10 protein-coding genes are annotated in these 11,767 nt (G+C 61.5%); 5 read left to right on the top strand and 5 right to left on the bottom strand.

All coding sequences use genetic code 11. The annotated features are described in order from the left end of the window. Positions 1-90: 90 nt before the first annotated feature. From KW840_RS14935 to KW840_RS14925, 3 genes are all read right to left on the bottom strand, one after another. Complete coding sequence (locus tag KW840_RS14935) at positions 91-1,392, bottom strand: FAD-binding oxidoreductase (protein WP_218495955.1); 1,302 nt, start codon at positions 1,390-1,392, stop codon at positions 91-93. Then, a complete protein-coding gene (locus tag KW840_RS14930) occupies positions 1,389-2,477 on the bottom strand; it encodes a polyamine ABC transporter substrate-binding protein (protein ID WP_218495953.1) in 1,089 nt (362 codons plus the stop codon). Before KW840_RS14930 ends, KW840_RS14935 begins: the two co-directional genes overlap by 4 nt. A 170-nt stretch (positions 2,478-2,647) precedes the next feature. Beyond that, positions 2,648-4,006 carry a glutamine synthetase family protein gene (locus KW840_RS14925; protein WP_090455086.1) on the bottom strand — a complete coding sequence of 453 codons (1,359 nt, stop codon included), beginning with the start codon at positions 4,004-4,006 and terminating at the stop codon, positions 2,648-2,650. Between the two features lie 162 nt (positions 4,007-4,168). On the opposite strand from KW840_RS14925, the gene KW840_RS14920 reads away from it, so the two are divergent. Further along, entirely contained in the window at positions 4,169-5,101 is a 933-nt protein-coding gene (locus KW840_RS14920; RefSeq protein WP_218495951.1) for a helix-turn-helix domain-containing protein, read from the top strand. On the opposite strand, the gene KW840_RS14915 is transcribed toward KW840_RS14920, so the two are convergent. Then, positions 5,098-5,694 (bottom strand): cupin domain-containing protein, encoded by a 597-nt coding sequence (locus tag KW840_RS14915; RefSeq protein ID WP_057714930.1) that lies wholly within the window; start codon positions 5,692-5,694, stop codon positions 5,098-5,100. The two genes, KW840_RS14920 and KW840_RS14915, sit on opposite strands and share 4 nt — an antisense overlap. A 179-nt stretch (positions 5,695-5,873) precedes the next feature. Next, positions 5,874-7,835, bottom strand: coding sequence for an FAD-dependent oxidoreductase (locus KW840_RS14910; RefSeq protein WP_218495948.1), 1,962 nt, complete (start codon positions 7,833-7,835; stop codon positions 5,874-5,876). A gap of 315 nt (positions 7,836-8,150) precedes the next feature. Here KW840_RS14910 and KW840_RS14905 point away from each other — a divergent pair, with 315 nt between their 5' ends. From KW840_RS14905 to KW840_RS14890, 4 genes are all read left to right on the top strand, one after another. Continuing rightward, a complete protein-coding gene (locus tag KW840_RS14905; RefSeq protein ID WP_218495945.1) occupies positions 8,151-9,200 on the top strand; it encodes an ABC transporter substrate-binding protein in 1,050 nt (349 codons plus the stop codon). Between the two features lie 75 nt (positions 9,201-9,275). Next, positions 9,276-10,064, top strand: coding sequence for a class II aldolase/adducin family protein (locus KW840_RS14900; protein WP_218495943.1), 789 nt, complete (start codon positions 9,276-9,278; stop codon positions 10,062-10,064). 245 nt (positions 10,065-10,309) lie between these two features. After that, positions 10,310-10,957, top strand: coding sequence for a TetR family transcriptional regulator C-terminal domain-containing protein (locus KW840_RS14895; RefSeq protein WP_007981565.1), 648 nt, complete (start codon positions 10,310-10,312; stop codon positions 10,955-10,957). A 92-nt stretch (positions 10,958-11,049) separates the two neighbouring features. Then, positions 11,050-11,766: a response regulator gene (locus KW840_RS14890; protein ID WP_057714926.1), complete on the top strand. Its 717-nt coding sequence runs from the start codon at positions 11,050-11,052 to the stop codon at positions 11,764-11,766. Position 11,767 lies beyond the last annotated feature (1 nt).

The raw sequence follows: 11,767 nt of genomic DNA, 5'->3' as shown, positions 1-11,767 counted from the left end.
TGTGCCAGACAACCCAATCATTGGATTTCAGGTCGCTATCGCGAGCAAGCTCGCTCCCACAGTGGTTAGCAGGCGCCCGGCAGGACTACGTCAGCCCAGCATTTCCCGCATCCGATACCAGAACATGCCAAGGGCCAGCAAGGGTGAACGCAGTGCGCGTCCGCCGGGGAAGGTCATGTGCGGCACGGCGCTGAACACGTCGAAGCCTTTGCTGTGGCCGGCATGGATCGCTTCGCCCAACAACTTCGCGCACCAGTGGGTCACGTTCAGGCCATGGCCTGAGTAGCCCTGGGCGTAGAACACGTTCGGGTGCTGGCTCAGGCGCCCGACCTGGGGGAAGCGGTTGGCCGAGATGCCGATCTTGCCGCCCCACTGATAGTCGATGCGCACATCGGCCAGTTGCGGGAACACCTTGAGCATCTGCGGGCGCATGTAGGCGCTGATGTCCGAAGGATCGCGCCCGGAGTAATGGCAGGCACCACCGAACAACAAGCGCCGGTCAGCCGAGAGCCGGTAGTAATCCAGGCCGACCTTCTGGTCGCACAGCGCAACATTGTGCGGGATCAGTTTTGCAGCGGCATCTTGCGACAAGGGTTCGGTGGCGATGATGTAGCTGCCTGCCGGGAGTACTTTGCCGCTGAGCTTCGGTTCGAGCTCTTCCAGATGGGCATTGCAAGCAAGCACCAACGTGCCTGCACTCACAGTGCCACCGGCGCAGCGCACTTGCACCGTGCTGCCATGGATTAACTCCAGCACCGGGCTCTGCTCGAAAATCCGCACCCCAAGGGACTCGGCGACTTGCGCTTCGCCAAGGACCAGGTTCAGCGGATGCAAATGCCCCGATCCCATGTCCACCAGGCCGCCGGCGTACACACCGGAGTTCACCACCTGTTCACGGATTTGTTCTGGCGCCACCAGTCGGGTTTCAAAGGCGTAGCCGGATTCAATCAGTTGCACCTGCTCGGCCTTGAGCGCCTTGAACTGGGCCGGGGTATTGGCCAGTTCGCAGAAGCCCCAGCTCAGGTCGCAATCGATGCCGTGCTCGCGGATGCGATTGGCCACGACTTGCACCGACTCGTTCCCGGCGTGTTCCAGGTATTGCACGCCATCGGCGCCGATGTGCTTGGCGAAACCGCTGACGTCATGGCCGATACCACGAATCAACTGGCCGCCGTTGCGCCCGCTGGCGCCCCAGCCGATCCGTCGGGCCTCCAGCAGGACCACCGAGAGCCCACGCTGGGCCAGCTCGATGGCGGTGTTGATGCCGGTGAAACCCGCGCCGACCACGCAGACATCGGCCACCAGGTCCGAGGCCAGCGCGGGGCGCTGCCTCATGCCCTTGGCGGACGCTGCGTAATAGGAGTGGGTGTGTTCCTTGGTGTACTGATTCATTTGTTGGACTTCACTTTGCTCCACGAACGGGTCATCAGGCGCATGATCGACTGCGGCGGCGTGGTGGAGATGTAGAGTTTGTCGAGGACTTCCTGGGACGGATAAACCTCGGGGTTGCTGACCAGCTCAGGGTCCATGTACTGCTTGGCGGCCGGGTTCGGGTTGGCGTAGCCGACCGACTCACTGACCTTGGCGATCACTTGCGGGTCCAGCAGGTAGTTGATGAAGGCATGAGCTTCCTTCGGGTTGCTGGCGTCGGCGGGGATGGCCAGCAGGTCGAACCACAGGTTGGCGCCTTCCTTGGGAATGGCGTAGGCGATGTTCACGCCGTTGCCGGCTTCCTTGGCGCGGTTGGCGGCCTGGAACACATCACCCGAGTATCCGAACGCTACGCAGATATCGCCGTTGGCCAGGTCCGAGACGTACTTGGAGGAATGGAAGTAGGTGATGTACGGGCGAATGCTCAGCAGCTTGGCTTCGGCCTTCTTGAAGTCCTCGGGGTTTTCGCTGCGCGGGTCCATGCCCATGTAGTTGAGCATCGCCGGGAACACTTCGTCCGCCGAGTCCATCATCGACACGCCGCAGGCGCTGAGCTTCTTGATGTTCTCCGGTTCGAACAGCACGGCCCAGGAGTCGATCTTGTCGATGCCCAGCACAGCCTTGACCTTGTCGACGTTATAGCCGATGCCGTTGGTGCCCCACAGGTACGGCACCGAGTGCGCGTTGCCCGGATCGTTTTTCTCCAGCAGCGCCAGCAATTTCGGGTCGAGGTTCTTGAAATTCGGCAGTTGCTCGCGATCGAGCTTGAGGAACGCGCCGGCCTTCACCTGGCGGGCCAGGAAGTGGTTGGACGGCACCACCACGTCATACCCGGTACGACCGGCAAGCAGTTTGCCTTCAAGGGTTTCGTTGGAATCGAATACGTCGTAGATCACCTTGATCCCGGTCTTGGCCTGGAAGTCGGCGAGGGTGGTTTCGCCGATGTAGTCGGTCCAGTTGTAGACGCTGACCTGTGGCTGGGCCTGGGCAACGGCGCTGAACAGTGCTGCCAGCGCGACCGGGACCATGGATTTCAATAAGCGCATATCGATACCTTCTTGGAATTATTGGATTCTTCAGGTGATCACCTACCTGTGGGAGCGAGCTTGCTCGCGATGGCGGCCTGTCAGTCAACGAAGATATTGGATTCACTGGCCTCATCGCGAGCAAGCTCGCTCCCACAAGGGATGTGTGATCCCATGCGAGAGCGGGTTTTTTAGACGCTGAGCATCAGGAACTCACGCTCCCAGGAGCTGATCACCCGTTTGAAGTTCTCGTGCTCGGCGCGTTTGACCGCGACATAGCCCCGCACGAACTTGCTGCCCAGGTAGCGGCTGATGGTGTCGCATTCTTCCATCTGGGTCAGGGCGTCTTCGATGGTGATCGGCAGGCGCAGGTTGCGACGCTCATAGGCGCGGCCCTGTACCGCAGCGCTTGGCTCGATGCGTTCGACCATGCCCAGGTAACCACACAGCAGGCTGGCGGCGATGGCCAGGTACGGGTTGGCGTCAGCGCCCGGCAGACGGTTCTCGACACGCATGGCGTCCGGGCTGGAGGTCGGCACGCGCAGGCCGACGGTGCGGTTTTCTTCGCCCCACTCGACGTTCACCGGTGCCGAGGTGTCCGGCAGGAAGCGGCGGAACGAGTTGACGTTCGGCGCGAACATCGGCAGCACTTTCGGGATGTACTTCTGCAGACCGCCGATGTGATGCAGGAACAGTTCGCTCATGTTGCCATCGGCATCGGCGAAGATCGGTTGGCCGGTGGCAATGTCCACCACGCTCTGATGAAGGTGCATGGCGCTGCCAGGCTCGTCGCCGACCGGCTTGGCCATGAAGGTTGCCGCCACGTTGTGCTTGAGCGCCGCTTCACGCATGGTGCGCTTGAACACGGTGATCTGGTCGGCCAGGTCCAGGGCGTTGCCATGACGGAAGTTGATTTCCATCTGCGCCGGGCCGTCTTCGTGGATCAGCGTGTCGAGGTCCAGACCTTGCAGTTCGCACCAGTCGTAGACGTCTTCGAACAGCGGGTCGAATTCGTTGGCCGCGTCGATGGAGAACGACTGACGACCGCTTTCGGCGCGGCCCGAACGGCCCATCGGCGCCTTGAGCGGCAGGTCCGGGTCTTCGCAGCGCTGGGTCAGGTAGAACTCCATTTCCGGCGCGACAATCGGCCGCCAGCCTTTATCGGTGTACAACTGCAGGACTTTCTTCAGCACATTGCGCGGCGACAGTTCGATCGGGTTGCCGAACTTGTCGAAGGTGTCGTGGATCACGATGGCGGTCGGCTCGATGGCCCATGGCACCACGTAGACGGCGTCGGCGTCCGGCTTGCAGACCATGTCGATATCGGCCGGGTCGAGCAGGTCGTAGTAGATGTCGTCGTCGACAAAGTCCCCGGTTACCGTTTGCAGAAGGACACTTTCCGGCAAGCGCATGCCTCGCTCATGCAGGAACTTGTTGGTCGGTGCAATTTTGCCGCGTGCAATGCCGGTCAGATCGCTGACGACGCACTCGACTTCGGTAATCTTGTGATCTTTCAGCCAAGTGAACAGCTGATCGAAAGGGACATTCATAAAGACCTCGTTATTGGTTTTATTAACGCCAGGAGAGACCGGTTTCATCCGCCGGACACTTCCCCTGTAGCGCGTTGACGACTATCTTGTGCGAGCCTTGCGGTTCCATCTATCCACTTTAAGCAGCACAAAACGCACCAAAAGAGTGCGTAAGGTCGCCCCATGACAGGTTCCAGTTCCCTCCAGGTCCAAGCGTTCAACACCGCCGATGTCGCCGAGCAAATCCGCGCCACGCCGGGCTGGGTGCAGCAATACCAGCAGATGTCGCCGGGGCACTTCGCGGGTCGGGTGCGTTATCTGGATCTGCAGGGCGTGGAGATTTACGAAGAGTCGATGAACACCCGGGTCGAGCAGAATTTCAGCGCGCCCCAGGGTTCGTTATCGTTCTGTTTCGATCGCGGTGACAACGCGCTGTACGTGTTGAATGGCGAAAGCCGCAACATCTGGATCACCCCGGAGAACTACCAGGAAATCGCCGTGGTGTTCGGGCCGGAGTTTGTAAAGCGCCACAGCCTGGACATCGCCAGGCTTGAAGGGTTGTTCATGGCACCGCTCAACGCCCAGCAGAACGCGCTGTTTTGCCGTTGGCTCAGCGGAACCTTGACGCGGCTGTCGCAGACCTTCGATCCACCGAGCCGCGAAGCGCTGACCCAGCAACTGCTGGAAGATTGCCTGTTCATCCTCGACAACGCGTGTGTCGGCCTCGACCAGGGCGCCTTGCAGCGTCGGGCCGGGGAGCGCTCGATCATGAAACGGGTAGGGGAATGGGCCGCGGACACCCCGGAAGAACATCTCAATCTGCTGCAGTTGTCCCAAATCGCGGGGTTTTCACTGCGTCAGTTGCAGCATGCGTTCAAGACCTACACCGGCATGTCGCCGACCCAGTGGCTGCGCCTGCGCCGACTCAACAGCGCCCACCGCGAATTGCTGAGTCGCACGCCGACGCAAACCACCGTGGCTGAAGTGGCGATGCGTTGGTCGTTCTGGCATCTGGGGCGGTTTTCCAGCAGCTATCGTGCGCTGTTCAAGGAATTGCCGAGCGACACCCTCAAGCGTGCGAGTGTCACGCCGTCCCCTGGTCGCGGCCGACGTTAGAACGTCGGCGGTGTAATCACCCAGATCACCACCGCATCGACATCGCCAGGGTTGCCATAGCGGTGCGGTTCCTGGCTGGAAAAGCTGAAGCTGTCGCCTTCATTGAGCTGGAAATGGCGCTCGCCCACCCACAACTCGAAACTCCCCGAGAGCAAGTAGCCGGCTTCTTCACCGTCGTGGCTGTAGCTTTGCTGGCTGTAGGTGCCGGGCGGGAAACGCGAGTGGAGCATTTCCAGTTGGCGGTTGGCTTGCGGTGTCAGCAACTGGTCGACGATGCCGTCTTCGTAATGCACGTTCAGGCGGCTGTTCTTGCGCACCACGATGCCATCGTCTTCGGGCGCGGTGACCGCTTCACTGGCGAAGAACCACTGGATGGTGACGCCGAGGCTGCGGGCAATGTTGAACAGCGCCGGAATCGACGGGTAGGCGAGGTTGCGTTCCAGCTGGCTGATGTAGCCGGCGGTGAGCTCGCTCTGTTGCGCCAGTTCCGTCAGGGTCATGCCCCGACGCTTGCGCAGGCCGCGAATGCGCGTGCCGAGAAAGTGCGGTTCGGCGCTGCCGGGTGCGGGCTGTGTGGTGCTGCTGTTGCTCATGGTCAAATCCGAACCGGGAGGAGTGGCGCAAATCCCTTGTAGGAGCGAGCTTGCTCGCGATGGTCGCCAACGATAACGCTGGAAGCCTGACACCCAGCGGTGTTCTCGGGTTCATCGCGAGCAGAGCTCGCTCCTACAGGGTTGGTGTTAGCCGTCTAAGCCCCGGAGTATAAACAGCCTTAAAGCTCCCACGCGACTTTAAGGCCTTCATAAATTGCTTCTTCGGCGGTGCGCGGCGCCAGGCAGTCACCGATCCGGCGAAACTCCACCAGCCCTTGCAACTCCGCGCCTAGGGTATCGACCGGCTGATGCCCCTGGCACAGCACCAGCGTGTCGATGTTCTCCATCAGCATCGGTTCGCCACTGGCGGTGTGTTGCAGGTAAACCGTGTTGTCATCGCAGCCATACAACCGCGCATATGGCGTGATCGGCACGCCCAGTTTATGCAGCTCGCCGGCCAGTTGATCGCGCACGTACAGCGGCAGGTTTTCCCCGCAATGGGTGCCGTTGACCGCCAGTTGTACCTGGTGCCCGGCGCGAACCAGGCGTTCGGCGATGCCGGGGCCGATCCAGTCGCAGCGCCAGTCGACCACCACCACCGAACGACCGATCCGTACTTCATCGCGCAATACCTGCCAGGCGTCCACCACCTGCAACTCACCACCGCGCTCGAAGGGTGGCCAGTAGGGCTCGGCACCGGTAGCGACGATCACCATGTCCGGTTTTTCCTGCTCCACCAGTGCCCGGTCGACTCGGGTATTGCGCACTACGCGCACGCCGGCCAGTTCCATTTCCCGCTGCAGGTTGGTGCTGGCACCGCCGAATTCGCTGCGCCGTGGCAGCAATTGCGCGAGCAACACCTGACCGCCCAGTTGCGAATTGGCTTCGTACAACGTCACCTCATGGCCGCGCTGGGCCGCGACGGTGGCGGCTTTCATCCCGGCCGGGCCACCGCCGGCGATCATGATGCGTTTGCGCTGTGGCGCTTGTCGCCGTTCGCCGAAGATCAGTTCGCGTCCGGTTTCCGGGTGCTGGATACAGGAAATCGGCAAGCCCTTGTGGAAGTGGCCGATGCACGCCTGATTGCAGGCAATGCACGCCCGCACGTCTTCGACGCGGCCGGTGTCGGTCTTGTTGGGCATTTGCGGATCGCAGATCAGTGCCCGGGTCATGCCGCACACATCGGCCTGACCACGAGCCAGGATCAGCTCGGCTTCCTGGGGCTGGTTGATGCGCCCGGTGACGAACAACGGAATGTTCAAGCTGGCCTTGAACGTTCCGGCTTCCCTGGCCAGGTACGCGGCTTCGATCGCCATGGGCGGCACGATATGCACCGCGCCGCCAAGGGAAGCCGAGGTGCCGGCGACGATATGCACGTAATCGAGCTGCGCTTGCAGTGACTGCACGGCGGCCAGGGATTCGTCCTCGGTCAGGCCTTCCGGGTCGCGCTCGTCGGCGGAAATGCGCAGGCCGATGATGAACTGCTCGTCGGTCGCCGCGCGCACGGCGGCGATGACCTCGCGCAGAAAGCGCAAACGCTGGTCCAGCTCACCGTTGTAGCCATCGGTACGCCGGTTGACCCGCGGATTGATGAACTGTGCCGGCAGGTAACCGTGGCTGGCCACGACCTCGACGCCATCAATGCCTGCCTGATGCAGGCGGCGGGCGGCAGCGGCATAACCGGCGACGATCTCGTCGATCATTGCCTGGTCCAGCGCGCGGGGCATCACCCGGAAACGTTCGTTGGGCACTGACGATGCGGAGTAGGCCACCGCCAGCAGGCCATCGCTGGACTCCATGATCTCCCGCCCCGGATGGAACACCTGGGACAACACCAGGGTGCCGTGGGCATGGCAGGTTTGCGCCAGTTTGCGGTAGCCCTCGATGCACGCATCGTCGGTGGCCATCAGCACGTGGGAGGTGTAGCGCGCACTGTCATGCACCCCGGCCACTTGCAGCACGATCAGCCCGGCTCCGCCTTCGGCCCGCGCCCGGTGATAGGCGATCAATTGCTCATTGACCAGGTTGTCGGTGGGCATCGAGGTGTCGTGTCCGCTGGACATGATGCGGTTCTTCAGGCGCTTGCCACGGATCTCCAGGGGTTCGAACAGGTGCGCGAAGGCGGGTGCAGAGGTCGTCATGTGGCGGGTACTCCTGGCAGGCTACCTCTGTAGGAGCGAGCTTGCTCGCGATGGACCTGAGGGCGACGCGTTCATCCAGACAACACGCGTTATCGTTAACGTCCATCGCGAGCAAGCTCGCTCCTACAGAGGCATAAGGTTTTCGGTGTTGTTATTTTTATCTATAGAAATTTACCTTCAGTAAAAAATCAACTTGTTTTTTTACTATGCCTTGCAGTAGTTTCGTCTCGAGCCCGCTCCAGGGCCAAACCTCACAACAATAAAAAAGGGCTGCGCGGGCCTTGGGTCCCGTGGCACCTGCAAGAGGAACCACTGATGAAATCGCACAAGCTCAAGCACGGTTTTTATCCCTTGGTGTTGTCCGTGGCCATGGGCCTGGGCAGCGCTCAGGCAGCATCGGACATGGTGGTGGTCGGATACGGCGGAGCCGGACAAAAAGCCCAGGACGTGGCGTTCTTTCAACCCTTCGCCGCCGTGGATCAAAGCAAAGTGATCCAGAGCGAATACAACGGCGAAATGGCCAAAATCAAAGTGATGGTCGATACCGGCAACGTCGACTGGGACGTAGTGCAGATCGAAGGCCCGGACCTGATGCGCGGTTGCGAGGAAGGCATGTACGAGCGCCTGGACTGGACCCGTCTGGGCCATGCCGACCAGTTGATCCCCGAAGCGGCACAGGAATGCGGCTCCGCTGCGCTGGTGTGGAGCGTGGCCATTGCCTACGACACCGACAAACTGGCCCAGGCCCCAACCTCATGGGCAGACTTTTGGGACGTGAAGAAAACCCCCGGCAAGCGTGGGCTGCGTAAACGTGCGGTGTACAACCTGGAATTCGCCTTGCTGGCGGACGGGGTCAAGACCGAAGACGTCTACAAGGTACTCAGCACCCCGCAGGGCGTGGACCGGGCATTCGCCAAACTCACTGAACTCAAGCCTTACATCCAGTGGTGGGAGGCGGGCGCGCAACCGCCGCAATGGCTGACCGCCGGCGATGTGGTAATGACCTCGACCTACAGCGGGCGCATCGCCGACGCCGCGCAGAAAGGCAGCCACCTCGGTCTGGTCTGGCCCGGCAGCCTGTACGGCATGGATTACTGGGCGATCATCAAAGGGTCCAAACATGTGGATCAGGCCAAGCGATTCATTGCCTTCGCCAATCAACCGGACGCCCAGGTCAACTACGTGCAACAGATCCCCTACGGCCCGACCAACACCCAGGCCGCCGCACGGCTGGACGACAAACTGGCGCAATGGGTGCCCACCGCGCCGCAGAACCTCAAGGGCGCACTGTCGATGAACGTCGGTTTCTGGGTCGACCATGGCGAAGAACTCGAAGAGCGCTTCAACGCCTGGGCCAGTAAATAAACACGGACGGCTGGACGTGTCCAAGCGTCCAGCCTTACTGTCTGCCCCAGCCGATCAGCCTGGAGAACCACAAGAATGAACAACATCGCCACCCACCTGGCACCCGAACGCAGCGCCACCGAGCAGCGCCTGCGTGAGGAACTGGCGGCCTGTTACCGCTTGATTGCGCACTTTCGCATGACCGATTTGATCTTCACCCACATCTCGGTGCGCATTCCGGGGCCGGAGCATCACTTTCTGATCAACCCTTACGGGCTGATGTTCGATGAGATCACCGCGTCCAACCTGGTGAAGATCGACCTTGATGGCCACGCCGTGGAACCGTCGCCGTACCCGGTGAATCCGGCTGGCTTCGTGATCCACAGTGCTATTCATGGCGCCCGCGAAGATGCGCAATGCGTGCTGCACACCCACACCAAATCCGGTTGCGCGGTGGCGGCGTTGAAGTGCGGGCTGTTGCCAGTGAACCAGATTTCCATGGAGTTCTATGGCCGGGTCGCCTACCACGACTATGAAGGCGTGGCGCTGGATTTGAGCGAGCAAAAAAGGCTGGTCGCGGACCTGGGCGACAAATCGGTACTGATGCTGCGCAACCATGGTTTGCTGACTGTTGGCGAAACCGTGAGCCAGGCATTCCTGCGCATGTATTACCTGGAAAGGGCCTGTGAAATCCAGTTGGCCGCCCAGGCCGCCGGTGAAGTCGTACTGCCGTCTGACGAGGTCTGCGCGCATACCGAGCGGCAGTTCAATGATCCGGGGCGGCCGTTGGAGGAGGGTCAGCTGGCTGATCCGGATGCCATGCAACTGGCCTGGGCTGCGTTGTTGAGAATGCTGGATCGAGTGGCGCCGGGTTACCGCGACTGATCCAGATCCAGTGTTGTATGGACTGACGCCATCGCGAGCAAGCTCGCTCCCACAGGGTGAGTGGGTGGATGCAAGATCTGCGAACAACCCAGACCACTGTGGGAGCGAGCTTGCTCGCGACGGGCGCGCCACGGTCCCCCGGGCTTACACCCGACTAGAGAAACTGCCCGCTCTTGCTGTACATTCGTTCAGCCCGCCGCTACCCCGCGCGGGCCTAAACGATTGAACCAAGGAGCGTGTCGCCCATGAATCAGGAAGCCCGTTTTTCCCGCATGGAACCGGAGTTGCGCAAAGCCAACCTGATCGAGGCGACGCTGGTGTGCCTCAAGCGTCATGGCTTCCAGGGCGCGTCGATCCGCAAGATTTCCGCCGAGGCCGGAGTCTCGGTGGGGCTGATCAGCCATCATTATTCCGGCAAGGATGAACTGGTGGCCGAGGCTTACATGGCGATCACCGGGCGGGTCATGACCTTGCTGCGTGACGCCATGGAGCAAGCCGCGCCGAATGCCCGGGAACGCTTGTCGGCGTTTTTCCGCGGATCGTTTTCCGCCGAGCTGCTCGATCCTCAGCTGATCGATGCGTGGCTGGCGTTCTGGGGCGCAGTGAAAACCGCCGAGGCCATCAACCAGGCCCACGATCATTCCTATGGCGAGTATCGCGGCATCCTGCGCAAGGTTCTGGCGGAACTGGCCCAGGAGGAGGGCTGGGAAAACTTCGACGCCGACCTCGCCGCCATCAGCCTCAGCGCCTTGCTCGACGGCTTGTGGCTGGAGTCCGGGCTGAACCCCGGCACCTTCACCCCGGAGCAGGGAATCCAGATTTGCGAGGCCTGGGTCGATGGTTTGCAGGCCGGCGGACGACAGCGCTTCTGCGTGCAGACGAGCGACTGTTGATCAGTCGTTCAGCAATCGATACTCTCTGGCGCCGACGCAGGAAAACACTCTAATAAGAAACTGGCCTTCGGGCCTATGCCGGACACCAAGCGATGACTCCTCGGGTATTGATCGTCGATGACGATCCGCTGATTCGCGATCTGCTACACGCCTACCTGTCCCAGGAAGGTTACGACGTCCATTGCGCCGCCACGGCGGAACTGGCGGAAACCTTCCTCGCTAGCCAGACCGTCGACCTGGTGATGCTCGACATCCGCCTGCCGGGCAAGGACGGCCTGACCCTGACCCGCGAGTTGCGGGTACGTTCGGAGGTCGGGATCATCCTGATCACCGGGCGCAACGATGAAATCGACCGCATCGTCGGCCTCGAATGCGGCGCCGATGACTACGTGATCAAACCCCTCAATCCAAGGGAGCTGGTGTCCCGGGCGAAAAACCTGATTCGCCGGGTACGTCATGCGCAAACGCCAGCGCCCGCCATCGCGGCGGCAAAACCGGTCAAGCAGTTTGCCGACTGGGCGCTGGACACCGACCGCCGTCGCCTGATCGATCCGTCCGGCAGCGAAACCCTGCTGACCCACGGCGAATACCAGTTGCTCAGCGTGTTCCTGCGCAACAGCGGCCACACCCTCAGCCGCGATCAATTGATGGACCAGATCCGCAACCGCGAATGGGTGCCCAACGACCGCTCCATCGACGTGCTGGTCGGGCGCCTGCGCCGCAAGTTGCATGACGATCCGGCCGAACCCCAGTTGATCATCACCATTCACGGCGCCGGTTACCTGTTCACCGCCAGCGTGGCGGCCTGAA

The sequence above is a fragment of the Pseudomonas sp. PDM30 genome, assembly GCF_019218985.1.
GTDB classification, from domain to species: Bacteria; Pseudomonadota; Gammaproteobacteria; order Pseudomonadales; family Pseudomonadaceae; genus Aquipseudomonas; species Aquipseudomonas jessenii.
The sequence above is the reverse complement of the archived record's forward strand: the minus strand, read 5'-3'. Positions and strand labels throughout refer to the sequence as shown.

Bases quoted from the DNA above. Each gene is read 5' to 3' on its own strand.
- KW840_RS14935 (WP_218495955.1), bottom strand. From the start codon at position 1,392: ATGAATCAGTACACCAAGGAACACACCCACTCCTATTACGCAGCGTCC.
- KW840_RS14930 (WP_218495953.1), bottom strand. From the start codon at position 2,477: ATGCGCTTATTGAAATCCATGGTCCCGGTCGCGCTGGCAGCACTGTTC.
- KW840_RS14925 (WP_090455086.1), bottom strand. From the start codon at position 4,006: ATGAATGTCCCTTTCGATCAGCTGTTCACTTGGCTGAAAGATCACAAG.
- KW840_RS14920 (WP_218495951.1), top strand. From the start codon at position 4,169: ATGACAGGTTCCAGTTCCCTCCAGGTCCAAGCGTTCAACACCGCCGAT.
- KW840_RS14915 (WP_057714930.1), bottom strand. From the start codon at position 5,694: ATGAGCAACAGCAGCACCACACAGCCCGCACCCGGCAGCGCCGAACCG.
- KW840_RS14910 (WP_218495948.1), bottom strand. From the start codon at position 7,835: ATGACGACCTCTGCACCCGCCTTCGCGCACCTGTTCGAACCCCTGGAG.
- KW840_RS14905 (WP_218495945.1), top strand. From the start codon at position 8,151: ATGAAATCGCACAAGCTCAAGCACGGTTTTTATCCCTTGGTGTTGTCC.
- KW840_RS14900 (WP_218495943.1), top strand. From the start codon at position 9,276: ATGAACAACATCGCCACCCACCTGGCACCCGAACGCAGCGCCACCGAG.
- KW840_RS14895 (WP_007981565.1), top strand. From the start codon at position 10,310: ATGAATCAGGAAGCCCGTTTTTCCCGCATGGAACCGGAGTTGCGCAAA.
- KW840_RS14890 (WP_057714926.1), top strand. From the start codon at position 11,050: ATGACTCCTCGGGTATTGATCGTCGATGACGATCCGCTGATTCGCGAT.